22 protein-coding genes are annotated in these 24,753 nt (G+C 43.4%); 14 read left to right on the top strand and 8 right to left on the bottom strand.

The features are described from left to right. The first annotated feature begins 70 nt into the window (after window positions 1-70). From rsfS to ABD036_RS12030, 11 genes are all read left to right on the top strand, one after another. The gene (rsfS, locus tag ABD036_RS12080) at window positions 71-388 is read left to right on the top strand and encodes a ribosome silencing factor (protein WP_343860248.1); all 318 of its coding nucleotides are present in this window, start codon (window positions 71-73) and stop codon (window positions 386-388) included. Window positions 389-400: 12 nt separating this feature from the next. Next, window positions 401-871, top strand: coding sequence for a 23S rRNA (pseudouridine(1915)-N(3))-methyltransferase RlmH (rlmH, locus tag ABD036_RS12075; protein WP_343860246.1), 471 nt, complete (start codon window positions 401-403; stop codon window positions 869-871). Between the two features lie 2 nt (window positions 872-873). After that, on the top strand, window positions 874-2,778 hold the full coding sequence (gene mrdA / locus ABD036_RS12070; protein WP_343860244.1) for a penicillin-binding protein 2: 1,905 nt from the start codon (window positions 874-876) through the stop codon (window positions 2,776-2,778). Between the two features lie 9 nt (window positions 2,779-2,787). Further along, window positions 2,788-3,906, top strand: a complete 1,119-nt coding sequence (rodA, locus tag ABD036_RS12065) for a rod shape-determining protein RodA (protein WP_343860242.1) — start codon at window positions 2,788-2,790, stop codon at window positions 3,904-3,906. A 40-nt stretch (window positions 3,907-3,946) separates the two neighbouring features. Continuing rightward, window positions 3,947-4,954 (top strand): lytic murein transglycosylase B, encoded by a 1,008-nt coding sequence (gene mltB, locus ABD036_RS12060; RefSeq protein ID WP_343860240.1) that lies wholly within the window; start codon window positions 3,947-3,949, stop codon window positions 4,952-4,954. Beyond that, window positions 4,954-5,763, top strand: a complete 810-nt coding sequence (locus tag ABD036_RS12055) for a septal ring lytic transglycosylase RlpA family protein (RefSeq protein WP_343860238.1) — start codon at window positions 4,954-4,956, stop codon at window positions 5,761-5,763. The genes mltB and ABD036_RS12055 overlap by 1 nt, the downstream gene beginning before the upstream one ends. Before the next feature lie 144 nt (window positions 5,764-5,907). After that, entirely contained in the window at window positions 5,908-7,080 is a 1,173-nt protein-coding gene (locus ABD036_RS12050) for a serine hydrolase (RefSeq protein ID WP_343860236.1), read from the top strand. Window positions 7,081-7,107: 27 nt separating this feature from the next. Then, window positions 7,108-7,374, top strand: a complete 267-nt coding sequence (gene ybeD / locus ABD036_RS12045; protein WP_343860312.1) for a DUF493 family protein YbeD — start codon at window positions 7,108-7,110, stop codon at window positions 7,372-7,374. Window positions 7,375-7,395: 21 nt separating this feature from the next. Continuing rightward, window positions 7,396-8,046: a lipoyl(octanoyl) transferase LipB gene (gene lipB / locus ABD036_RS12040; protein WP_343860234.1), complete on the top strand. Its 651-nt coding sequence runs from the start codon at window positions 7,396-7,398 to the stop codon at window positions 8,044-8,046. Then, a complete protein-coding gene (lipA, locus tag ABD036_RS12035) occupies window positions 8,039-9,001 on the top strand; it encodes a lipoyl synthase (RefSeq protein WP_343860232.1) in 963 nt (320 codons plus the stop codon). The genes lipB and lipA overlap by 8 nt, the downstream gene beginning before the upstream one ends. 50 nt (window positions 9,002-9,051) lie before the next feature. Beyond that, the gene (locus ABD036_RS12030; RefSeq protein ID WP_343860230.1) at window positions 9,052-9,906 is read left to right on the top strand and encodes a peptidylprolyl isomerase; all 855 of its coding nucleotides are present in this window, start codon (window positions 9,052-9,054) and stop codon (window positions 9,904-9,906) included. Between the two features lie 151 nt (window positions 9,907-10,057). Here ABD036_RS12030 and ABD036_RS12025 read toward each other — a convergent pair whose 3' ends face one another. Further along, on the bottom strand, window positions 10,058-11,914 hold the full coding sequence (locus tag ABD036_RS12025) for a DUF885 domain-containing protein (RefSeq protein ID WP_343860228.1): 1,857 nt from the start codon (window positions 11,912-11,914) through the stop codon (window positions 10,058-10,060). Window positions 11,915-11,996: 82 nt separating this feature from the next. After that, window positions 11,997-13,343, bottom strand: coding sequence for a M24 family metallopeptidase (locus ABD036_RS12020; protein WP_343860226.1), 1,347 nt, complete (start codon window positions 13,341-13,343; stop codon window positions 11,997-11,999). 142 nt (window positions 13,344-13,485) lie between these two features. Between ABD036_RS12020 and ansA the strand changes: the two genes are divergently transcribed. Next, window positions 13,486-14,499: an asparaginase gene (gene ansA, locus ABD036_RS12015; RefSeq protein WP_343860223.1), complete on the top strand. Its 1,014-nt coding sequence runs from the start codon at window positions 13,486-13,488 to the stop codon at window positions 14,497-14,499. A 75-nt stretch (window positions 14,500-14,574) separates the two neighbouring features. On the opposite strand, the gene ABD036_RS12010 is transcribed toward ansA, so the two are convergent. The 6 genes from ABD036_RS12010 to ABD036_RS11985 all read right to left on the bottom strand — a co-directional run bounded on the left by ABD036_RS12010 (window position 14,575) and on the right by ABD036_RS11985 (window position 21,523). Beyond that, window positions 14,575-17,391, bottom strand: a complete 2,817-nt coding sequence (locus ABD036_RS12010) for a DUF349 domain-containing protein (RefSeq protein ID WP_343860221.1) — start codon at window positions 17,389-17,391, stop codon at window positions 14,575-14,577. Continuing rightward, entirely contained in the window at window positions 17,381-17,662 is a 282-nt protein-coding gene (locus ABD036_RS12005) for a YeaC family protein (RefSeq protein WP_343860219.1), read from the bottom strand. Before ABD036_RS12005 ends, ABD036_RS12010 begins: the two co-directional genes overlap by 11 nt. After that, window positions 17,663-17,989, bottom strand: a complete 327-nt coding sequence (locus tag ABD036_RS12000) for a hypothetical protein (RefSeq protein WP_343860217.1) — start codon at window positions 17,987-17,989, stop codon at window positions 17,663-17,665. It abuts the gene before it with no gap. 79 nt (window positions 17,990-18,068) lie between these two features. Continuing rightward, the gene (locus tag ABD036_RS11995) at window positions 18,069-19,742 is read right to left on the bottom strand and encodes an alanine/glycine:cation symporter family protein (RefSeq protein WP_343860215.1); all 1,674 of its coding nucleotides are present in this window, start codon (window positions 19,740-19,742) and stop codon (window positions 18,069-18,071) included. A 68-nt stretch (window positions 19,743-19,810) separates the two neighbouring features. After that, complete coding sequence (locus ABD036_RS11990; protein ID WP_343860213.1) at window positions 19,811-20,938, bottom strand: M14 family metallopeptidase; 1,128 nt, start codon at window positions 20,936-20,938, stop codon at window positions 19,811-19,813. A 69-nt stretch (window positions 20,939-21,007) separates the two neighbouring features. After that, window positions 21,008-21,523: a TlpA family protein disulfide reductase gene (locus ABD036_RS11985; protein ID WP_343860211.1), complete on the bottom strand. Its 516-nt coding sequence runs from the start codon at window positions 21,521-21,523 to the stop codon at window positions 21,008-21,010. A gap of 425 nt (window positions 21,524-21,948) precedes the next feature. Between ABD036_RS11985 and ABD036_RS11980 the strand changes: the two genes are divergently transcribed. Further along, on the top strand, window positions 21,949-23,991 hold the full coding sequence (locus tag ABD036_RS11980; RefSeq protein WP_343860209.1) for a TonB-dependent receptor plug domain-containing protein: 2,043 nt from the start codon (window positions 21,949-21,951) through the stop codon (window positions 23,989-23,991). A 230-nt stretch (window positions 23,992-24,221) separates the two neighbouring features. Beyond that, entirely contained in the window at window positions 24,222-24,746 is a 525-nt protein-coding gene (locus ABD036_RS11975; protein ID WP_343860207.1) for a YfiR family protein, read from the top strand. Window positions 24,747-24,753 lie beyond the last annotated feature (7 nt).

The following is a 24,753-nucleotide window of genomic DNA, read 5'->3' as shown; positions in this document are numbered from 1 at the left end:
GGCTCTGCCCTGCGGCCCTATTATCTGGTAAACTAGTTAACCAACATAAACTGGTATTAAGGAACCTCATTTGGATAGTGTAGAATTCAAAAAATTTGTAGTCGAAAAAGTTGAAGAGTTAAAAGCACGGGATATTGTAGATATCGACGTAACCGGAAAATCATCGGTAACCGATTGTATGCTGGTATGTACCGGTAACTCAAAAAGACACGTCGTGTCGATCGCGCAAAATGTTGCTCTAGAATCTAAAAAAGCCGGACATGCCGCTTTAAGTGTTGAAGGTCAGGCCGATGGCGAATGGGTGTTGGTAGACTTAGGCGATATTGTTGTGCATGTGATGCAAGATGAGATAAGAGATTTTTATCAACTTGAGAAGTTATGGGCCTAGTTTAAGCTCTTCATGCGTATTCACATCATCGCCGTTGGCACTAAAATGCCCAGTTGGGTAGAAACAGGCTATAAAGAGTATGAGCGCCGTTTCAATGGCGACCTAAACCTCGCCCTAACCGAGATCCCCGCTGGTAAACGCGGTAAAAATGCCGATATTAAGCGAATTTTACACAAAGAAGGGGAACTTACGCTTGCTGCAGTACCCCAAGGAAACAGAATTGTGACCTTGGAAGTAACAGGTAAACCCTTGACTACCCCGCAACTAGCAACGCATTTGAGTAAATGGCAAATGGACGGCAGAGATGTCAGTCTCCTTATCGGCGGCCCCGAAGGGCTTGCCCCACAGTGTATAGCGGCAAGCGAGCAAAAGTGGTCGCTGTCACCATTAACCTTGCCCCACCCTTTGGTTAGGGTCATAGTGGCAGAAAGTTTATATCGCGCCTGGTCTATTAATACCAACCACCCCTATCACCGAGAATAACCTTGGCTTTGAAACGCATTCCCATCAAAGATCATTCTGCTGAAGCCAATTTATTTATGCGCAGAACCTTTATCGCCATGTTATTGGTGGTGGTAATGATGTTAATGCTGATCAGTAATCTGTACTTTTTACAAGTAGAGCGCTTCGATGATTATCAGACGCGCTCAAATGGAAACCGTATAAAAGTGCTTCCGGTCGCGCCTAATCGTGGATTAATTTACGACCGCAATGGCGAACTATTAGCAGAAAATCGCCCGGTTTTCTCACTTGATCTGGTGCCTGAAGAGATTGAAGATCTTGAAACCACCTTAATTGAACTGGCAAATTTGTTAAATATCGAACAAGACGCGATTGACGATTTCAAAAAAGACATGAAACGACAACGACGTTTTAAACCGGTTTCCTTGTTGAACCGACTAACTAGCCGACAAGTAGCGTTATTTTCGGCCAATCAACATAAATACCCTGGTGTGTCGATTGAAGCAAGACTTGCTCGCCACTACCCGTACGGAAGTGCATTGACCCATGTGTTGGGTTATGTGGCTAAAATCAACAAAGAAGATTCTCAGAAGTTAAGCCTGCAAGGTAAAGAAGACAATTACAAAGCCACCCACGATATTGGTAAATTAGGCGTTGAAAAATTCCACGAAGAAGCACTGCATGGTGAAGTGGGTTATCAAGAAGTAGAAGTCAACAGCAAAGGTCGAGTCATACGCACACTGAACTTCCAACCACCTAAACCTGGTATGGATTTAGTATTAAATTTGGACGTCAAATTGCAGCTTGAAATCCAAAAGTTATTAGATAAAACCCGCGGCTCTGTCGTTGTACTAGATGCCAAAACGGGAGGGGTTCTCTCCTTGTACAGCAACCCAAGTTATGACCCCAACTATTTTGTTCACGGCATCAGTAGTAAACAGTACTCTTATTTATTGCAATCTAAAGACCGGCCCTTAATTAACCGTGCGACGCAAGGCCAGTATCCGCCCGCCTCGACCATAAAACCTCACTTAGCACTCGCAGGCTTAGAAGAAGGTGTGATCACTCCAGAAACGCGCATGTTTGATAATGGCCGTTATCAGTTAAAAAATGTCAGTCATGTTTGGCGAGATTGGGTTCCGTGGGGGCACGGCTGGGTAGATGCAAAGAAATCAGTTGAAGTGTCCTGTGACTTCTTTTTTTACGATTTGGCATACCATCTTGGCATCGATAGAATCAACGAAAGTATGACCTTATTTGGCTTTGGTGATTATACCGGAATTGACCTTTATGAAGAGTCAGATGGCAACCTACCAAGCCGCGGTTGGAAGAAAGCTCGCTATAATGAACCTTGGTATATCGGTGATACCATTTCAGTCGGCATTGGACAAAGTTATTGGACAGCAACACCTTTACAGTTGGCGAAGTCTCTTAATGCATTAATAAACAAAGGTCAGCGGACTGCACCTCAAATTTTACGGGCAACCATAGAAAATGGCGTCACCGCCTTGCGCCCCATTCATGAGTTGCCTCCAATTCCGGTGCAGAATATGGAAAATTGGGATTTAGTGTTGTCCTCTATGCACGGCGTTATCCACTCCCCTCACGGGACCGCGCGAACGGCCTTTGCCGATGCTGCTTATGAATCAGCGGGGAAAACCGGAACTGCCCAATTAGTAAGTATTGCCCAAGATGCAACATACGATGCCGAGAAACTTAAAGAGAAGCATCGTGACAATGCTATGTACATTGGCTACGCACCTTTCGACGATCCTCAAATCACAGTTGCTATCGCGTTGGAAAATGCCGGTGGCGGCGGCTCCCAAGCAGCGCCCATTGCAAGAAAAATCATCGATTATTATTTGCTGGAACAACACAAAGACGTCGAAATTGCGGATGCTAAAAACAATAATGAGCCCCAGCCCTAAGATGAGTCCATGTTAAGAACCAAAATAGAACCCAACAAACAATCTATATTACGTAAGTTGCACATAGATGGGCTGCTTCTGATAGGGTTGTTGGCCTTAATGACGGTAGGGTTAATAACTATTTATTCTGCTGGCGGACAAGACATGGACTTGATCCAGCGCCAAGTTATCCGTTTAGGGGTCGCCATGCTGGTGATGTTTATTTTAGCCCAAGTGCCGGTGCTCGCCTATCAACGCATAGCGATATATTTTTACATTGCAGGAGTGTTAATGCTCGTTGGCGTGCTGTTATTCGGCGTAACCGGAAAAGGCGCACAACGTTGGCTTGATCTGGGTTTCGTGCGCTTCCAACCTTCTGAAATCATGAAACTCGCTGTACCCATGATGATCGCTTGGTACATTAGCCAATATAACTTGCCACCTCGGATCCGACATATCGTGGTCGGCTTTATCTTGGTTGTGGTACCTACCTTGCTGATTGCTAAACAGCCAGATTTAGGCACCTCATTATTGATTGCAAGTTCTGGATTGTTTGTCCTGTTTTTGGCAGGTATGAGTTGGAATTTGATATTAATAGTCGGCGGCTTAGGCGCTGCTTTTGCGCCTGTAATGTGGTTTTTCCTGATGAAGGAATATCAAAAACAACGGGTGTTGACCTTTCTAAATCCGGAAAGTGAACCTCTAGGGGCGGGTTATCATATAATCCAATCAAAAATAGCCATAGGCTCCGGCGGTTTGCATGGCAAAGGATGGTTGCAAGGAACCCAGTCGCAATTAGAGTTCTTACCCGAACGTCATACCGATTTTATCTTTGCTGTTTTCAGTGAGGAATTTGGATTAATGGGTATACTGGGGTTACTCGCTATTTATTGCTACATCATCGTTGTGGGATTATTAATTTCGATGCGAGCACAAGATGCATTTGCTAAATTATTAGCAGGCAGTATCACCTTAACGTTTTTCGTTTATGTGTTCGTCAACATTGGTATGGTATCCGGTATTTTACCCGTAGTCGGCGTTCCCCTACCATTGGTAAGTTACGGCGGCACATCTATGGTGACATTACTAGCAGGGTTTGGCATGCTAATGGCTATCAGCACCCAAAAACGGCTGCTATCCAGACAATAATAACGTCTCATTACACTAGAAAGACACGACTGGGGATTGAATGCGAGCGTTAAAATACGCCTTAAGGGCAACACTTATTTGTTTCGGCTTAACCCAAGTTCATACGGTTTATGCCCAACCGCAACAAAAAATCGATGCATTCGTTGACAAAATGGTGTCACAGCACCAATTTGATGCCGAGTTTGTTCGACAAACGCTGGCAAAAGCGAATATAAACCAAGCTATTTTAGAGGCCATTGCCCGCCCGTGGGAAGCCAAGCCGTGGTATCAATATTATCCAATTTTTCTCACTGAAAAACGTCTAGCCAAGGGTGTGGAATTTTGGCGTAAGCACGCTGAGACACTTAAAAAAGCACAGCAAGAAACTGGCGTACCGGCACAGATAATCACCGCGATAATTGGCGTTGAAACCTTCTACGGCACCTATAAAGGTAAATATTCAGTGCTTGATGCACTTTATACTTTAGGGTTTTATTATCCGCCCCGCGCGACCTTTTTTGCCAGCGAATTGGAACAATATTTCTTGCTCACCCGCGAAGAAGGTTTTGCAATGGATGAGGTACAAGGCTCCTATGCTGGCGCTATGGGCTGGGGCCAGTTTATTTCTTCAAGCTATCGACACTATGCCATTGATTTTGATGGTGATGGCGTCCGCGATTTGTTGAACAACCCCACAGATGCCATTGGCAGTGTTGCTAATTATTTTAAAAAGCATGGTTGGAAGAACAATCAAGCCGTCGCCTATCCAGTCTCTGTAGATAAAAACAACGCAGCCATTACGCCTTTAATTCGTCGCGACCTTAAATATATGGATACTTGGCAAGATCTGCTCGACGCAGATGTTGCCCTTGCTGCGGATATCACAATAGATCCCAAACAGAGCGTCAAATTACTCGAATTTGAACTGCAAGAAGACGCAGAATATTGGGTAGGTTTACCGAATTTTTACGTGATTACGCGATATAACCACAGTCCATTGTATGCCATGGCGGTGTTTCAGTTCAGTGAGCAATTAAAGCAGGCCATGGAACAGGTCGAGGAGCAGTAATGAAACATCTGTTCACCTTAGTCTTGCTGCTTGGTATCACCTCTTGTGCTGATACTGGACGGTATTCACAACGCACTGACTCTAAACCTACGCGTCTTATAGACAATGTTGACTTTAAAGATGTCACGCCCAAATACGAACCTTATTTACACGCGTCAATGCGACCTTATAAGGTACTTGGTCAACATTACGTGCCGTTAAAAACCGGCAAAGGCTATGAAAAAGAAGGGATAGCTTCTTGGTATGGACAAAAGTTTCATGGCCACTTAACGGCCAACGGTGAAATTTACAATATGTTCACCATGACAGCCGCACACAAAACACTGCCGTTGCCTTCAATAGTCAGAGTTACTAACCTCAGTAATGGCAAACAAGCGGTGGTCAGAGTAAACGATCGCGGCCCGTTTCATCAAAACCGTATCATCGATTTATCCTATGCGGCGGCCATGAAAATAGGTGTATTAGATACGGGCACAGCTCACGTAAAAGTTGAAGTGTTGCATGTTGACGAAAGTGGTGTACTGACCGTTGGCAAAGGACAACCTTCAGAATCAACCACTCAACTAGCGAAAAATGAACAACAGCAGATATTCATACAAGTCGCGGCCTTACAAGATCAAGAACGTGCTGAACGTTTGGCTACGGGGCTCAAAAGCCAATATCAAGTCGCTGTGAATGCAGCCAATCTAGATGGCCTATACCGATTAAGAATGGGCCCTTTGATTAATGAAATTGAAGCCAATCAATTGCTGCAAAAATTAAAGCAAGACGGTTTTGAAAATGCATTTAGAGTTTTTACGGCACCTTAAGCAAAAAACATTGTCTTATTGCAATCTCGATCAAGATTGATACGACATCGTGATATCAACAATTTCCACAACACACGCTCGCAAAAATGTTATATTAGGCAGCGTTACAAATTATTAAATACACTCACATTTTACGGTAGGTCAATGGGCACATTTAAAACAGGTTTTATTGGGATTTTTTCTTTCGTCAGTTTATCTCTGACATCCATCAGCGCAATCGCAGCGGTGGTCATTCCCCCTCCTCCATCAGTTGCTGCCAAAGGTTACATTTTGATGGATTACAACACTGGGCATGTTATTGCTGAAACCAATGCAGATATTCAGCTACCTCCAGCAAGTTTAACCAAAATGATGACCAGTTATGTGATTGGTACCGAACTGAAAAACGGTAATATTTCAGAATCCGATATGGTCACCATTTCGGAAAATGCATGGGCTAAAAATTTCCCCGACTCAAGTAAGATGTTCATTGAAGTGGGCAAACAAGTGTCAGTGGGCGATTTGAATCGAGGCATTATTATTCAATCAGGAAACGATGCCTGTGTTGCTATGGCCGAACACATTGCGGGCAGTGAAGAGTCGTTTGTTAGTATGATGAATGCACATGCTGAACGACTTGGTATGACTGCCACTCGTTTCGTTAATAGCCACGGCTTGCACGATGCTGACCATTACACCTCTCCTCGTGATATGGCTATTTTAGGCAGTGCTCTGGTACGAGACGTTCCTGAAGAATACGCCCTTTACGCAGAAAAAGAATTTTCGTTTAACGACATTAAGCAATACAACCGAAATAGTCTGTTATGGGATAAAAGTTTAAATGTCGACGGCATTAAAACCGGACATACCTCAGACGCAGGATATAGCCTTGTCACCTCAGCGACACAAGGCGATATGCGTCTCGTTGCAGTCGTCATGGGCGCAGACAGCGAGCGTGCGCGTAAGAACGAAAACAAAAAGTTATTAAAGTATGGATTCCGCTTCTTTGAAACGGTTACCCCATACAAGGCGGGAGACAGTTTCGTTTCTCACCGCATATTTATGGGCGACAAAGATCACGTAGACTTGGGAATTAACCAAGACACCCCCATAACCATTCCTCGCGGTCAGGTGAAGAACCTCAAAGCCAACTTTGAATTGGATAAAAGTCTAGAAGCTCCCATCGCTAAAGGCGAAGTGGTTGGCACCTTGTACTTGCAACTTGAAGGTGAAGATGTTGCGCAATATCCATTGGTAACACTTCAAGAAGTGCAAGAAGGTAGTTTCTTTGACCAGGCCATTGACTATATAAAACTACAATTAGGCTTTGACAGTTAGTCACAGTCTAACTTTTGTGAAGAGAATATCGTGGATACTAAATTCGACCAATTATTAGATTTCCCCTGTTATCAGACGTTTAAGATAATGGGTGTTGCCGACGAATCATTGCCATCTGTGGTGGTCAATTGTTTACAAAACCATGCACCAGATGATTATTCGCCAACGATTAAGCCAAGCTCCAAAGGGAATTATCACTCGTTATCGATCCGTGTACGGGTGACCAGCAAAGATCACATGGAGACCATATACACTGAATTATCCAGTCTTGAATTGGTTCGTGTTGTTCTTTAATCCCAAGCGAGGCGTTAAAATTTGAGTAATCTTGCAGTGATTGTAAGGCAATTGGGTGTTCAGCCGTACCAACCCATTCTCGACGCTATGCAGAAGTTTACCGATGAGCGAGATGACTCCGTTAGCGATGAAATATGGCTAGTCGAGCATCAACCTGTGTTTACGCAAGGTCAAGCGGGGAAAGAAGAACATATTCTAGCTCCTGGAGATATCCCCGTTGTGCAAGTCGATCGCGGTGGACAGGTCACCTACCACGGTCCAGGACAACAGACAATGTACGTGTTACTCAACATTAAACGCAGAAAGCTTGGTGTTAGGCATCTGGTCACCGCGCTTGAGTCTTGTGTGGTTGATACTTTGGCTGATTATGCTATATCCGCGTACCCTAAAGCCGATGCGCCTGGCGTGTATGTGGAAAATAAAAAAGTCTGTTCGGTGGGGTTGAGAATTCGTAAAGGCTGCTCGTTTCATGGTTTGGCACTTAACGTGAATATGGATTTAGCACCCTTTCAACGTATTAATCCCTGTGGCTATGCCGGCCTTGAAATGGTAAATTGCGCAGATATCGGTGGCCCACAATCTGTGCGCGATGCAGGAATACATCTTGTTGATCATTTCTGCCGCCTACTAAGTATTGAAAGTAAAGAATTAAGAGAAGGTTTTGATGAGTAACGCACGCCCACAAGCAGGAGTTAAACTCCGTGACGATGAGAAAGTAAAGCACATCCCGATCACCATAGTTCCCACTGAAAAGGAACAAATGCTGCGTAAACCTGAGTGGATTAAAATCAAGCTTCCTCGCACCACGGATAAAATCGATCACATTAAAAAGACCCTACGCAAGAATAATTTGTTTTCGGTCTGTGAAGAAGCCAGCTGCCCTAACCTAGCTGAATGCTTTAACCATGGTACGGCAACCTTTATGATCTTAGGTGATATCTGTACTCGTCGTTGCCCATTTTGCGATGTTGCCCACGGTAAGCCCCTTCCGCCTAGCGCCGAAGAGCCTGTAAAGCTGGCTAAAACCATTGCTGAGATGGGTTTAAAATATGTTGTGATCACCTCTGTAGACCGTGATGATTTGCGCGATGGCGGTGCACAACATTTTGTCGATTGTATCAATGCCATACGTGAACACAGTCCGACTACCAAGATTGAAGTATTGGTCCCTGACTTTAGAGGCCGCATGGATCGTGCCCTAGAAATATTTAAGCAAGGGACTCCTGATGTATTTAATCACAACTTGGAAACCATTCCGCGTTTGTACCGTGAATGTCGCCCTGGCGCTAATTATCAGTGGTCACTGGATTTATTGAAAAAATTCAAGGCACAACATCCAGAGATCCCAACCAAGTCAGGTTTGATGATGGGGATGGGCGAAGACAAAGCAGAAATCGCCACTGTATTGGATGATTTGCGCGCCCATGATGTGGATATGTTAACCCTTGGTCAGTATTTGCAACCCAGTAAACACCACTACCCGCTTAAGCGTTACGTGCATCCTGAAGAGTTTGATGAATTAGGCGTTTATGCACATAAAATTGGTTTTACCCATGCCGCCTGTGGTCCTATGGTGAGATCAAGTTACCATGCCGATAAACAAGCCGCCGGTATTGAAGTAAAATAAGTCATTCATGATTAGCCCGCTGTCCAGCGGGCTTTTTTGTAGGAATATAAATGCCTAACCTTGTACTAATCATTGTGTTTTTAGGGGTATTCATTAGTAGCCCGCTACAGGCGCAGGATAGCGACCAGTGGCGCACGCCCTCGTTAGATGATCTTGTCTATATGCAAACCACTGAAGGTCTTGTCATCATCGAATTGGCGCCCTTCATGGCACCAAATCACGTTGCTCGATTTAAACACTTGGTTAGCGAAGGCTTTTATGATGGATTGGATTTTTACCGCGTTATCGATGGCTTCGTTGCTCAAGCTGGCGATATGTCAGGTGAAAAACTAACAAAATATAAACAGCCCTTAAATGCTGAGTTTACTCGCAAAGCGCCAGCAAACAGTCATTTCCAGCTTGAACAAGACAAGGATTTCATGGCCCCACAAACCGGTTATTTACATGGTTTTGCAGCAGGTCGCGACCCTAGCAAAAATGAAGAATGGTTGCTGCATTGCCCCGGCACAGTTGCCATGGCTCGCAGTAACGACAAGGACAGTGCCACCACGGACTTTTACGTAGTGATAGGTCAAGCAACACGCCATTTAGATCGCAACATGAGCGCGTTTGCTAAAGTTATTTACGGTATGCCAGCGCTGCAATCGGTAAGCAGAGCATCGGTTAATACGCCAAGTGGAGTGATAGAAAAACCGCAGCAACGTTCTAAAATTAACTGGATCAAGTTAGCCGAAGATGTGCCAGCAAAAGACCGTATTGCGGTGCAACTCCAACATCAAGATTCATCGCAAGTTAAACAACGGCTTGATAGCGCCCGTAAGCTGGATAACGCTTTTTTTCATTATAAAGGCAATGGCAATCTCGATATGTGTTACTACCAGTTAAAAAGCAGACTAGCAGACTAATAAAGGCGATGTTTTTTAACCGTTATTGTCACTTCGATTTGTTCGGATAGCTCACATAAAAACGCCAGCATACTTCAGCTGGCGATGATTAACCTATACTGTGTTTCACAGCGTTATAAAAAACGTATGTAAAACCCTAGTCAATTTTTAATTAAGATTGCAAAGACGCTATCCAACGGTCAATTTTAGCTTCCAAAATCGGCATCGGCAGCGCGCCATCTATGAGGATTTGCGTATGGAATTTCTTCACATCAAACTTATCCCCCAAGGCCGCTTTGGCTTTATTGCGCAACATGCGTATATGACGTTCACCGGTCTTATAACCTAACGCTTGACCGGGCATTGAAATATATCTTTCAACTTCGGCAACAATATCACTCAAGGCCATGGACGAGTTTTCATTCATATAGGCAATGGCTTTTTCTCGACTCCAACCAAAGGCATGTAGTCCGGTATCAACCACCAGACGCATTGCGCGGAGTTGTTCGTCATTCAATCGGCCATACCACATGTAAGGGTCGGTAAATAAGCCAAGCTCTTTACCTAAGCTTTCTGCATACAACGCCCAACCTTCGGAAAACACCGTATAGCCCCCAAATTTACGAAAACGCGGTAACCCTTCTACTTCTTGCTGGATTGCAATTTGAAAGTGATGACCAGGAGCCGCTTCGTGAATACTCAAAGTTTCAAGTGAGTATTTTGGTTGTGCTCTGAGATCCCGAGTATTGATATAAAACACCCCTGGTCTAGAGCCATCTGGTGCGGGTGCCATATAACTTGCTGCAGCAGACGAAGCTGCGCGATAAGGCTCTACGGCCTTCACTACATAATCTGCTTTGGGAAACACCTCAAACAACATCGGTAAACGGCTGTTTATTTTATCTTTCACTTGGGTATAGCCATCAATTAGCGCTTGTTCAGAGTCGAAGAAAAACTGATCGTCTGTTCTTAAATGCTCGAAAAATGCTTGCAGATCACCATCAAAGCCAACGGTTTGTTTTACCTTGCGCATTTCGGCCAGAATACGAGCCACTTCATCTAGACCAAATTGGTGGATCTCTTCGGCGGTAAGAGGCAAAGTCGTATTGGTCTCGATTTGATACTCATACCATTTTTTACCATTGGGTAAAGCGGATAAACCTACTGTCATTCGAGCATTTGGCACATATTCATTTTTAATAAAATCGTGTACTTTAGCGTAGGCTGGCACTATCACCTGCTCAATCATCTTCACGTAGTCTTGTTTAAGCTGTGCTTTGCTTTTTTCAGCAATGTTTTCGTTATCATCCAAGCTGACTAAAGGTGCAAAAAACACACTTTGCGTGACATCATCCACAACATGGGCAGACAGTTGAGGAATTAACTTTTCGGCAATTGGCTTAGGATGCACCATGCCCTTTTCAATTCCTTCGCGCATTGCCGAGATGACACTATCCATAAAGATCGAGAAGCCCTCGGCTCGACTCATAAAGTTACGGTAGTCTTGTTCGGTATTAAATGGCTGTGCACTACTGCCAGAACCCAGCATGGCAAAGAAACTGTGTACCCCCCCCATTTGGCTAATGGGAATAAGATGTACATCAAATTGATAGCTTTTAATCGCCATTTCCCGGGCACGCTTAAATATTTCATAACTTAGCAATGCTTGACCTGACAATTTACTTGGTTCGATTTTATTGATTGCCTGCAAATATTTTTGTTCGAATGCCAAGCCTTCTGCCAAGGATTTTTGATTGATCGGATCACCAAATTTATCGTTGTAGTCATGCACACCGACAAAAGTGGCATATATAGGGTTGCGCTGCATAGACTCATCAAAAAATTGATCAGTGAGCAATTGGACTTTTTCAGCTTCGGTTTTTTGCGCCATCTCTGTGCTGGTCAGATTCAGTGCTCCTGCAGGTGAAGCGGCTTGATAAGTGTTGGCCGAACAGCCTACTAAACTAACCGCCACAGACATAGCGATCAATGAGATTTTAGTTTTAGCCAAAAAGGACGTGTTTTTCATTTTTATTCCAATTATTAAAAGCGCCAAAATAGTAACAAACAAACACCTGCTGATCTGCACTTGAAAAGTTCTGTAACAAGTTTCACGGTTGCGATTTGCTATTAATCAAATGAAACTGGGTTTGTCTGCCGTCAAGGTAGTGTACGCCAGCCTCATCAAAAAAGGCCTGTTCTTCTAACATGATGCGAATTTCTTTTTTCCACTGCGGGATAAAGCTAGCGGCGTTAAGTTCAATTGAATAGGCGGTGTTGTAATGCAGTGGATAATCCCCTTGCACAGGTACTCCCCCTTGCGCGTCCCACATACCTAGCGTGGTGCCTGCTGCATGACCATGAAACCCAATGGGATGCGTATAGATGGATGGCTTAATGCCCTCTTGAATGGCTTGTTCACGAGCGAGTTTCAATACCTGATTTCCAGTACGTCCTGCTTTAAAATGCGCGATGAAAATATCTTGAAGCCGATTAGCATTAGCCAGTGCTTGGTTAAGAAAAGCGGGCGCTTCTGTTTCATCAGGCTTGAGCACATAAGCGTGTTGTTGTTGATCTGAATGTAAGCGCAAATACACTAAGCCGAAATCCACATGTAACAAGTCTCCAGGCTGAATTACCTGGTCCTTTTTGGCGCCGCTAAAGGCACTAATTTGATCGAATTGTTCATTATTAGAACGTTGAATTGATACCGATGGATGAAACCAGTTTGTCAGTTTGAGCTCGCGTGTTTGTTCCCGCAACCACCAGACGATATCCGTAGTGGTGGTTACGCCCGGTGTTACCACCTCATTGGAAAATGCACGTTTAATCAATTGATGACCTATTTGAATAAGCTCAGGATAGACTGCCATTTCCATTTCACTACGAGTTTCTAACCAGGCTACGGCCAGCAATTCGGCAGACACCAATTTCGTCGACAATGACTCTCCCATAGCTGATTTTAGTTGTTCATATTCGGTGGCACTGATCCCATCCGCTAAGGCAAAGTGTTCAGACTTATTAATACCAATGCGGCGCGGATTTTTCTGTTTTATGAGTTCCACTAACCGTTGCCATTGATCCGGTTGTTTCTCTTTATCCCATTTCTTGCTGAACAAGCTATCTACATCGTAACGGGCAACGGCCATGCGCTCTATGGGTTTACCCTGCCCCGGATTAAACAGCACTAAAATGGTTCTGCGTCTAGCCGACAGCCAGGTAGAGGGAAGCATGGTTTTGAGCACCGGATCTTCGTTGTACTCCCGAGATATTAAAATCCACATATCGATTTTTTCTCGGGTCATTAAATCCGGAAGCACTGTGTTTAATCGGTCTTGAGACATCTCATCAATTAAATTGGCACGCTCTCGCATCGATAATATTTGCGCATCAACCACACCTATCCGCAGTAGGGAAACGAAAACAGTAATGACAAACAATGAAATAACACAACGCATAATTTGGCCTTATGGTTAAATTCAGTCTCCATAGTTAAGCAAAACTGACATTTTGACAAGCCTTTGAATTTACACAGCATTGATGCGAACTATATCTAAAGAGGCTACACTAGCGGTTGTTGTTAATGATTTTTAGGATCTTATGAAAAAGCAAATCTACGTGGCCTACACAGGCGGAACTATTGGTATGCGGCCTTCGTCCCAGGGTTACGTACCAGTACCAGGTTTTTTAACCGAAACACTGGCGAAAATGCCTGAATTCCACCGCGATGAAATGCCAAGTTTCACCATCCATGAATACGACAGTTTAATTGATTCTTCTGATATGAGTCCGCTTGACTGGCAGCAAATAGCCAACGATATTCAAGCTAACTATGCCGATTATGATGGTTTCATTATTCTGCATGGCACCGATACGATGGCTTACACGGCGTCTGCATTGTCCTTCATGCTTGAAGATCTATGCAAGCCAGTCATCGTAACAGGCTCACAAATTCCGTTAGCTGAACTTCGCTCCGATGGTCAGGTAAATTTGCTCAATGCTTTGTATATCGCCGCCAATTACCCCATTGCAGAAGTATCCTTGTACTTTAACAACAAACTCTATCGCGGTAATCGCAGCCGTAAAGTGGACGCAGATGGATTCGATGCCTTTGGCTCGCCTAATTATCCCGTGCTACTTTCCGCTGGGATCAATATTGAATTAGGCGCAGGTGAAATTGCCACACAGACTAAATCAACCTTAACGGTTAGCCAAATCAGCTCTCAGCCAATTGGTGTGATCACCTTGTATCCCGGGATCAGTGCGGATGTGATTAAAAACACCTTGCAGCAACCTGTCAAAGCGCTGATATTACTCAGCTATGGCGTGGGTAATGCGCCACAAAACGCCGCTTTACTAGAACAACTGCGATTGGCCGAAAAGAACGACATTTTGGTGCTAAATTGTACCCAATGTTTTAGAGGCAAGGTGAATATGAACGGCTATGCAAATGGCCATGTATTGCGTGAAGTGGGTGTCGTGTCAGGTAACGATATGACCCCTGAAGCGGCCTTGGCAAAACTGCATTATTTGCTTAGTAAAGATTTACCCATGAAGGAAATTAAACGCCAGTTGTTGACTAATTTACGCGGTGAGTTAAATCCATCCGCTTAATCCGTGTCAATGATTCTAGGCGTTTTCGCAAACTCTGCCACAGCAAAACCTGTGGCAGGCAGCAATAGGAGTCGATTAAAGCATTGCGTGCTCATCAACGTGCTTTTTGAGTCGCTCAAGTAACGCTTTTTGTTGTGGTTCAACGGCGCCATGTTGAAGCCACATATTGAGTACGTCTTTCGCAGTCAAGGTTACCCCTTCTTGCAACTTCTTTGACATCAGTGTTAGCTGTAGCTCACTGCGCAGTGACTGTTCAGCATCACTGCTTGGCACCTCATGAAGAATATCAAGCAGTACATTGAGCTCTAAACGACTGTAACCGGGTCGCGTTGGATCGGTCAGTCTCTGTCTCCATGATGCACTCAGCGAGGCTAAAACTGAATCATCTAACGAATTTTCGATACTACTTTCTAGCACATTGAACAACTGAGTGATCTCGTTTGCTTTTTGCTGGCTTATCGCTTGTTGACGTTTCTCGGCGATGCGTTTATCAAGTTGACTCAGTTTTGTCCGAAAACCTTTAGATCCCTTGTCATCCATATCTTCCAAAAGCGATGTTAATCGCCCGAGGTCCTGTTTAGCTGAATCTAATTGTGAAACTGAATTGGCCTCAGAAATCTGAGCGACCAGTGGATCAAGTTGTAGTTGAAACTCATTGATTTGCTGCTTGATAGCTTGCTTAGCGTCGTCTTGCAGGCTCTGTCTTTTGGCAAACACCTGATCATTGGATTGTCTAAATTCTTGCCAAAGACTGCCATCTCGTTTGGGGCCGGCAAAACCAATGTGTTTCCATTGCTTTTGTAATTGCTTGGCTTGTTCAATCGCCAAATCGATATCTTCAAATTCCATCAATTTAAGCGACTTATTGAGCAGTGACTGCTTTTGCTCTGCGTTAGTTTGATAATAGTTCTCTACGCGCTGTTTAACCGGATCAATACTGGCTTGGTATTGCTCGTTTAATTCAGACAGCATTTTATAATCTACTTTGCCAATTTGGCGCCACTGTTTTTGCAATGAGGCTAATTGGTCAGCCACGTGCTTGTCATCTAATTCACTGTGTGTCAGTGCATCCAACTCTTTTAGAACGCTTTGTTTTTTGGCTAGGTTGTCTTCGCGCTCTTGTTGCAGTTGAGCATAATGTTGACGACAAGGTTCAAAAGCACTTTCCAATGTGGATTCAAATGCGCTGTTGAGGGCAGAGTCAGCCTCGCTATCGATTTTACCTAAGGAGTTCCATTCACTACGTAAACGCTTAACCTCACTTGCTTGTTTATCTATACCAAGCGGCTTATCACGAATTGCTTCTGCTTCCTTCAATAATGCAGGTTTGCGTGGTTGGGCGATGTAGTGCTGCCAATCTTTGAGGTTTTCGATTTCGTTTTTAACCTTGTCAAAGCTGCGTTGAAGATAAGCTTGATTGCGCTCAGGAAGTCCGAAATACCAAGACTCAACTCGAGCATATAAGCTCATCGCCGCTTTAAACTTACCTTGATTAACCAGCTGTTCTATCGCTTTTAATTTTGTACGACAGCGTGTTTCATTTTGCTTAATCGATTCTTTTAATTGTTTGATTGCCGCTCGCCAACGCTGGTGCAACTCATCCCATTGGGTTGATAGCGTTTTTGGCCAATAAGATTGATAGGGTGCGGTTAACTGTTTCCATTGAAAACGCTGGTCTTTAATATAGCTGGCAGACGCATCGACTTGGCTATGATCAGTGGGTAATGGCAAGGCTGCAAATACCGTTAAAAACTCAACCGCACGCTCAATAGCCTGTTGCAACTTTGGTAACGCGTTGAGCGTTGTTAAGGTGGCAGTAATATCGTGGCGAAGTCGCTCTAGCTTGACGCGTAAGTCTACCTGTTGCCGGCTAATATCAGAAAGTACATCATCAATTTGCTTTTGGAACTGTTGTAATTCAAGTTCAATTGACGTTAATGACGTAGTATCGACTTGTTCTAAATCGCCCTGCAACAACTCATCAACGCCAGCCATACACTGTCTAGCGGCATCGCTTAGCGTTGTTATTCGTTGTTCCAATGCTCTTGCCGCTTGATTTGCCTGCCACTGAGGAGCAAGTTGTTCAAGTGAGGCCTGCACTTTACGACTGATGTCCTCGAATCGTTCGATTAAATTGCTTTTAACATCCGCTTTCAAACAACTAAACTGTGCGGCTAATTGCTGATATTGCTCGACAAGCTCTTGGTATTTATCCTGAATTTCAGCGTAATCAGATTTGTCTTTCAAAGCCAGTAACTGCGACAGCACCATCCGAGTTTGCTTTTCAACTTCAATAGGACGAGTCTTAGCAATAAACGCAGCTTCGAGCTTGTCTCGAATCTGTTGTTTAACTGAGTCAAATGACGTCTTCTTTAAACATTTATTCAGAATACTTTGCTCATCAATACGATTAATCAAGCTTAGTTGCACAGATTCAATGTCTGATTGGACGAATACTTGCTGCATCACGTGCGGCTTATTGATTTTATCGAGCACTTGCACCAGCAATCCAGATTGATCGGATTTTAGCCAAGGTAAGTTCAGCAGTTTTTCAAGTAGTGCAGTACTTTTACATTCTGCCACAAAGCGCTGCCGTTCTTGCTCTGACAGTTGTAGATCACCTCTTTCAAAGAGTGCATCTTCGACCATAGCTTGCGCTTTCTTACGGATCCGCTCAGATTTCGCCGTTTCGGCCATTTTGCACCACAGGGCAAAACTGTTTAAGCGTTTTAAAGCAGCCAAATTTACGCTCGGATCTTCGTCATTGAAGGCCAATTCATGCAGATCGCTCTTATGCTCTGCTTGTTCTGGCAAAAGCGCTTGGATCCCCTGAATTCGGATTTGTGGATCAGGGTGTTGGTGTTTAGGTCGAAAAAGTTTTTTAAAAATCATCCTGTTTGAACCGCGCGATGCTGCCTTGTTGTGCAAATTCATTTTTGAACTGCTGGCGGCTTTTATGATTTATTTCGCCATCAGCGTTGAGCATCATGTGTTCATCCAATTTTAAGACCTTGGCTTGGTACATCATGACTGCTTGCATGCTGCTCTCTCTTTGATTTTCTGTCAAAGGAGAACCGTCTAACCATTTACCTGTTTCGACAGCTTGAAGAAGCCGCTCATAGGTTTGCTGACTCATTGAAGAAACCAGCGCATCAATATTCATCTAGTCAGCTCGCTTAACAAAAATCAATCGAATACGGTTGATGATATACCATACAAAACCCACTACCGAACAGCCAATTGACAGTGTGTACTGCAAAGAGTCTGTGCTTGCGGTGCCCCAATACATAAGTGCAAAGCCGCCGATAAAAAGCAACATCGCTAACATCGACTGATTTTGAATACTCTGTTGCTGTTGAAAGCGCTTTAGATTCTTTTTACGTTGTAAGTCTTCATTGCTCGCTTGGCCAATTGCAAAATCACAGTGATTACATGTTTTGGCTTTGTCTGAAATTTTCTTGTTGCATGAAGGGCAATCAATTAATGCCATAATACTCTCTCTTCATTGTAACGTTAAAACAGGAAAACGCGGCCGTGCCGCGTTTTCGTAAATACGTTGGTACGGCTAATTAAGATTTATTTTCCGCATTAAACTTTTTCCAATAGTCTTTAACAGTACTCTTCATCTCTTTGCTTAGCATCAAAATACCAAATAAGTTAGGTAAGGTCATCACCACAATTGCCACACTCGCGAGCGTCCATACTAGCTCAGTGTCGGAAAATGAAGCCCATACAAAACCAGCTACGTAAACCACTCTATAAGGCATCACCGAACGAGAACCAAATAAATAGGTCATGGCTCTATCACCATAATAGGACCAAGCAATTGCCGTTGAAAACGCAAATAGCAATAAGCCAATAGACACAATATATTGACCAAACTCACCAAAGAACCCTTTAGTAAAGGCTATGGTTGTGAGTCGTGCCGAATGCACCAATGACTTACCATTGAGTACAATGTTGTCTTTAGTAATATTACCGTCGACTATGTTAAGGGTTCCGGTAAATAAATCTTCATCTCCTCCGACCGTGACGACAACGTCTTCAGCCAGTGAGCGAGCGTGCACAATAGTGAATCCACCACTGACAGCTTTACCTGAAACCACCTGAATTTCACCGTTAAACATCTCGACAGAACTCCCATCGATATGGTTAAGATGCTTATACAGGTTTTCCCTATCTTGTAAGTTATTTTCGTCATATGTGCCCGCCACAATCTCTAAACTGGAGCGTTCAAATTCGTTTATGTGTTTTTCTTTCCACACACCCGATGACAATATCACTAACCCCGTTAAGGTACAGATAACGATCGTGTCGATGAAAGGTTCGAGGATAGATACCACACCTTCAGAAACCGGCTCTTTAGTTTTTGCAGCAGCGTGAGCTATAGGCGCAGACCCCTGCCCCGCTTCATTTGAGAACAAGCCTCGATTCACACCACGATTGAAGGCATAGGCAATTGACGCGCCTAAAAAGCCACCGGTGGCTGCCGAGCCAGTAAACAAATCACCAACAATGGCAGAAAATGACGGACCAATATTTTCTAAATTTGCGAAAATAACAGAAAAAGCACCGACCAAATAAACGGCGGCCATGAATGGCACTATCTTAGAGGTCACGGCTGCGATACGTTGGATACCACCAAGGATAACTAAGGCCAGTAGAATTCCCAACACACTACCCACTATCCAAGGTTCGAAACCAAAGGTTTCTTGGATACTAGTGGCGATACCATTACTTTGCGGTAGGTTACCGGTACCAAATGAACTGATCACGGTTGCCACGGCAAACAACACCGCTAACCATTTCATGTTCAATCCTTTGTCCATGAAATACATTGGACCACCGCCCATGGTGCCATCTTCGGTCTTCTCACGGTATTTGTGTGACAGCGTGACTTCGACGAATTTGGTTGTCATACCAAAAAATGCAGTTACCCACATCCAGAACAGTGCGGCTGGACCACCTAGAAAAATAGCAAATGCCACACCACTAATATTACCGGTACCGACGGTACCAGATAGAGCGGTGGTTAATGCTCTGAAATGACTGGTATCACCTGGGTCATCGGCCTTATCAAATTTACCCGTGACCACTTTCCAAGCGTGTTTGAAATAGCGAATTTGCGGAAAACCAAGATATAAGGTGAAAAACAATCCCGTTCCCAACAAAATGAACGGAAACAACGGATTGCCTCCAAGCCAACTATCGAGTAATTTCAAAAAATCATGTAAGCCTTCCAAACTAATCCCCTTTTTTATTGTTATTAATTATTAAATATCAGGCAGTTATACTCTGCTCTTCAATATCCTTAGCGTAAATCGTCAACCACGGCGTGGATCGCCACCAACACATCTTCACCTAACTGCATGCATCTCACGGGTGACCATCCGTACGCGGGATCAGGAAGTAACGCATTGTCTTTAAACGGCATTTCCAATGTGTATGCCAAGCAATCAAAGGTTTGTCCAACGGCATTAGTAGCAACTGTCATATTGGCTTGGCCGGGTTCATCTTTGTCGTAGCCAAACTCGTCTTGAAACTCTGGCGTCACCGTCAGCAGAGCCTGTTTAAAGGCATTTTCAAGTTGTTGAATACGCTCATCGTAACCTGGGTTACCTTCACTGCCAGCGACAAAGTTATAGGGTAAGGCTTCATCGCCGTGCATATCGAGAAAAAGATCAACGCCTGATTCTTGCATTGCTTGTTTTACTAAGAATACTTCTGGGCTGCGTTCCATCGACGGAGATTGCCATTCTCGGTTAAGATTGGTCCCTACGGCATTGGTACGCAAATGCCCGCGAACCGCTCCATCTGGATTCATATTAGGCACGATGTAGAACACCGCTTTATCGAGCAAATTACGGGCAACACCGTCATCTTCATCAAGTAACCGATTTAACAATCCCTCAACCAGCCACTCTGCCATTGTCTCACCTGGATGCTGGCGAGCGGTGATCCAGATTTTCTTTTTGCCCTCTTCTGGTTGTCCGACGACTAACATCGACATATCTCGACCATCTAAGGTTTCACCTAAATGGTGTAATTCACAATCAAAGGACACCTGCGCCATTGCCAGCAAGTCTAGATGACGTTCGTAACTATAAGGGGCAAAATAAGCAAAATAGGTATGCTTGTGTTCCGGCGTATGAGTAATCGTAAGATTGTCGCCATCAAATTGCGTGTCCACGCGAAACCACTCTTGGCGGTCGTATGATGCAACGGCTTGATATCCTTGCCAGCCATCTGGATAGGCTGAATTAGCCAAGTCGGAAATGATCATGCGGTGCTCGACAAAAGGGGTCGAATCTAATTTAAAATGGAACCACTGATAAAAATCAGACGCATTATCTTTACGAATTTGTAATGCGATGTCGTTGGGTTGTTCTGCCTTGACAACAACAATGTTGCCAGAATCGAAATTGCTACTTATTTTCACTCGTCCACTCTCTGATGGTTTTGACGCGAATAATCTACCATAGTCTGGCTAAAAATAACCTAACTAGGCTTATTTATTTAGGTAATTTTTCAGTTTTAAGCCCATTGCACTGCTATAGCCAAATGAATGGCCAACAACCTGTTGTTGTTCGTTCAAAAGGTAATAGGTTGGATAGCCAGGAACTTTGAATTTTTGCTTAAGCTGATTGCTACCTAACAACACCACCCCCTTAACATTGCTCCTATTAACAAAATCCTCGACTTCATTTTGACTCTGATAATCGAGTGCAACTCTTACTACTCGCAATTCAGGATCAGATAAATGATCTAAGTTGCCAATACTCAATTCACAAATTGCACACCAAGGTGCAAAAAAATAAACCAGGGTTCGTTTGTCAGATACAAAGAGCGGTTGGACATCATTGTTGAGGGTTGCCAAATGCACATTATCAACCACAACCGTACCATCATCATCTAGCAAATGTCTGCCCTGCCAAAGTGTGATGGCATAGATTATCGACGCACCAATTAGCAAGTCGCGAGACCAGCGCAACAACCTCGCTTTATGTTTCACTATCCATTTCAATACGACATCCTAAAGTCAAAGTGACTTCGATTAATGAATTGCCAGAAGGTTATCCAATTTTTAGCGCATAAACAAACGATTGGTGACGCATTTAGTTAAATTTCCACGACCTATGATTACTTTGCATTCACCTTAAAGGACACGAAAAGACACCTTAGTGGCGATAGCAAAACCTAGAAACAAACTAATTAAAAATCGATTCTATAGGTAAGTAGAACATATATGTGAGCATCATTTTCCACAGGCTATTTTCCGACGCTTAGAAGCTAAAGTTGATACAAACCCCAAAAGTACGAATCTAAAAATAGCGTCGATATTGTCTTTTCACTTGTTTTATAAACTGCCTGCAATTTTGTATTCGTTTAATTGGTTTACATAGACTAGTATTGTGTTAAACCGTTGGTCATCGTTTAATAGGTAACAATATGGTCAGAGGCATTTCCATACTCTTCGTATTATTTAGTATCTACATTTGTTGTCTTTATAGTACCAAAGCCAATGCTAACAATGACAACGACATCTATAGTTTATCCCTCGAAGAATTGCTTAATATTCCCGTATCTATCGCCACTAAAAACGAGACATCCTTGGCGCAATCGCCCTCTTCAGTCTCTCTTTTTACTCGTGACGATATTGAACGATTAGGCTTGCGCACGTTAGGAGACTTGCTGACACGGGTACCTGGCTTTTACAGCATGATGGACAGTGTCGAGGGTAATTTGTCGCATATGGTGATGCGCGGACACGCTCAAAATTATGCCAACACCTTACTAGTGCTGCTAAACGGACAACGAATCAATGATGATTATACCGGTGGGATTAATTATTTAATTCGTTATTTTAGTATCCGTGACGCTAGTAAAATCGAAGTCATCCGAGGTCCAGGTTCGGCTTTGTATGGCTCCAATGCGTATTCTGGCGTTGTCAATATTATCACTGATTCAACTCCACAAATCAGTGCAACTCTTGGCAGCTTGGGCACCTCTGCACTTTATTGGAGTGATAAGGTATCCGTTGCAGACTGGGAACTAGGCGCCTCAATCAATTTTTACCGTGATCAAGGTGAAAACTATCACAATGTGTTTGATCGCAGCGGATTACAAACTTCAACCAACGATCCCAAAACCGTGCAACAACTCAACCTGACCACAAAAAACGACCAAAGTAGAATTGATTTTCAGTATTTGCATTCAAAGCGCCAAAATTACTATTTATTTAGACGACTGCGGGATGGGGTTGCAGAGGTCGAACTGACTCATTGGACGGTCTATGGTTCCCATCAATTGCTGCAAAATGAACGCTGGGAGGTAGATATATCCGCAGGCTACCAAAATGCTACCCGAGAGTCATTATCCGCTCTGGCAGCTGGCAGCCCTGCACCTAATCCGTCTCCAGACTTTTTATTTGGCATCGATTTGGAGTACCAATCTGCCAATATTGCTTTAGATGCAAGTTATCAATTTTCTGATAACGTAAAGTTTAATCTGGGTAGTTTTTTGTCAACTAGTGAAATCCCGCGCTCTTATTTAAAGAGTAATTTTGATATTTATGGTAACGAGGACTACTTAGGCGAAGTGGTCACCTTTGATGCCAACGATTCTCAACGCACTGTTTTGGATATGACCAGACGTATCCAAAGTGTTTATGCCCAATCTGAGTGGCAGGTGACACCCCAAATCGCGGTAACTACAGGTCTGCGATTAGATAATTACAACGACATCGACAATGCATTAACGCCTCGACTTTCGTTAGTACACGCCTTGGATGATAATCAAGGCTATAAATTAATATATGCAGAGGCCTATCGAGCGCCTTCACTGGGTGACCTTTATGACGAAGAAAGTGGACTTACTGTTGGCAATCAATCATTAAAAGCCAATGAATTGACGAGCATGGAAGCCGTGTATTATTGGCATGGTGCTCAAACAGCCTTCACGGCTAGTCTATTTGCCAGTCATCACCAACATATTGTCGGTAGAAGTAATACCGATGATCTGTCGTTTTTAGCAAACATAGGTAGCAACAAAGCTCGCGGATTAGAACTGCAGCTGAAATGGCAGCCTAGTAGGCATTGGCTGCTGCAATCAGATATTACTCGCCTTTTTACAAACCGAACTGAATTAGCTGAGGGAGCAGAATTTACCCCATCTGAAGTGATTGCTCCGCAGACGTATTTAAATTATGAAGTGCATTATACGCCCTCAGATTGGTCTTTTAGTTTATCTGGAAATTGGCGTTCCAGCGTAGAAAGCTTAAGCAAGCAGGATGAATTACTTCTTATAAATGCGCACATAATCTATCGCTGGAGCAGCAATCTTCGTTGGCAACTTAGTGTTAAAAACCTCACTGATGAACAATATTTCACGTCGACGTATTCGCCATTGGGAACCGATATTAATAATCAACCAGTGCAAGAGTTACCTGCTAGAGGCAGACAGTTGAACTTAGAATTAACCTTTCAATTATAGTCATAACAGCAATGAACCACTGTTCAGAGAAAAAGATACTAGTGTTATTTGAAGAAACCAAAAAGAGGAGTTTCAATATCAGCGCAGACCTTGACCTTATCGTTTTAGCGACACATAAAAATCATGTTATTTGTACATAACCGTTTGCTAGATTTATTCACAAGCGATAACAAGTATATAGTTTTATGAGATTAAAGCGCTTTGATTACATATTCCAGCAAGGTTTGCTGATGATGATTCTGTTACTGTTTAACATCAATGTTAACGCGCAGGTAGGTATCAATCAGAAAGCCCAACTGACTGCGGCTTTTATTTATCAAATAACCAAGTTCACGCTGTGGCCCGAGTCCCTTTTTATCAGCAATAATCCCAAGTTCACAATTTGTGTGTTGGCGCAGGCTAACGAAAACCTTGATCGCGCCTTTTCGGAATTGGAGTCAAAGTCAACTAAGGGCTACCAGATTGAAGTTATAAGGTTGAATAATAAGGAGCAACTATTTGAATTATCAGAAAATAATTGTAAGGTGCTGTATTCATCGGATGAGCAATGGGCTGGAATGACTGAACAACAAATAGCTCGTCTTACGGAAACAACCTTATTGATTGGCACTAGTAAACGCTTTTTGCAGTTAGGCGGAATGGTATCTTTGATCATTGTAGACAACAAAATGAAAATATTTATCAGTACCGCCAACATTGATAAAACCCCAATCAAAATAGAATCTCGACTAAAAGCATTAGCTAAGTCAATTTGAAGTGACG

Source organism: Aliiglaciecola litoralis (genome assembly GCF_039523355.1).
In the GTDB taxonomy this organism is placed as follows: Bacteria; Pseudomonadota; Gammaproteobacteria; order Enterobacterales; family Alteromonadaceae; genus Aliiglaciecola; species Aliiglaciecola litoralis.
This window is presented reverse-complemented; position numbering and strand designations above follow the sequence as displayed.

Coding starts and splice junctions, on each gene's coding strand:
- ABD036_RS12010 (WP_343860221.1), bottom strand. CDS start 17,391: ATGATTTTTAAAAAACTTTTTCGACCTAAACACCAACACCCTGATCCA.
- ABD036_RS11975 (WP_343860207.1), top strand. CDS start 24,222: ATGATGATTCTGTTACTGTTTAACATCAATGTTAACGCGCAGGTAGGT.
- ABD036_RS12055 (WP_343860238.1), top strand. CDS start 4,954: ATGAAACATCTGTTCACCTTAGTCTTGCTGCTTGGTATCACCTCTTGT.
- rodA (WP_343860242.1), top strand. CDS start 2,788: ATGTTAAGAACCAAAATAGAACCCAACAAACAATCTATATTACGTAAG.
- lipA (WP_343860232.1), top strand. CDS start 8,039: ATGAGTAACGCACGCCCACAAGCAGGAGTTAAACTCCGTGACGATGAG.
- ABD036_RS12020 (WP_343860226.1), bottom strand. CDS start 13,343: ATGCGTTGTGTTATTTCATTGTTTGTCATTACTGTTTTCGTTTCCCTA.
- rlmH (WP_343860246.1), top strand. CDS start 401: ATGCGTATTCACATCATCGCCGTTGGCACTAAAATGCCCAGTTGGGTA.
- ABD036_RS12005 (WP_343860219.1), bottom strand. CDS start 17,662: ATGAATATTGATGCGCTGGTTTCTTCAATGAGTCAGCAAACCTATGAG.
- mltB (WP_343860240.1), top strand. CDS start 3,947: ATGCGAGCGTTAAAATACGCCTTAAGGGCAACACTTATTTGTTTCGGC.
- ABD036_RS12000 (WP_343860217.1), bottom strand. CDS start 17,989: ATGGCATTAATTGATTGCCCTTCATGCAACAAGAAAATTTCAGACAAA.
- ABD036_RS12025 (WP_343860228.1), bottom strand. CDS start 11,914: ATGAAAAACACGTCCTTTTTGGCTAAAACTAAAATCTCATTGATCGCT.
- ABD036_RS12050 (WP_343860236.1), top strand. CDS start 5,908: ATGGGCACATTTAAAACAGGTTTTATTGGGATTTTTTCTTTCGTCAGT.
- ABD036_RS11980 (WP_343860209.1), top strand. CDS start 21,949: ATGGTCAGAGGCATTTCCATACTCTTCGTATTATTTAGTATCTACATT.
- ABD036_RS12030 (WP_343860230.1), top strand. CDS start 9,052: ATGCCTAACCTTGTACTAATCATTGTGTTTTTAGGGGTATTCATTAGT.
- ansA (WP_343860223.1), top strand. CDS start 13,486: ATGAAAAAGCAAATCTACGTGGCCTACACAGGCGGAACTATTGGTATG.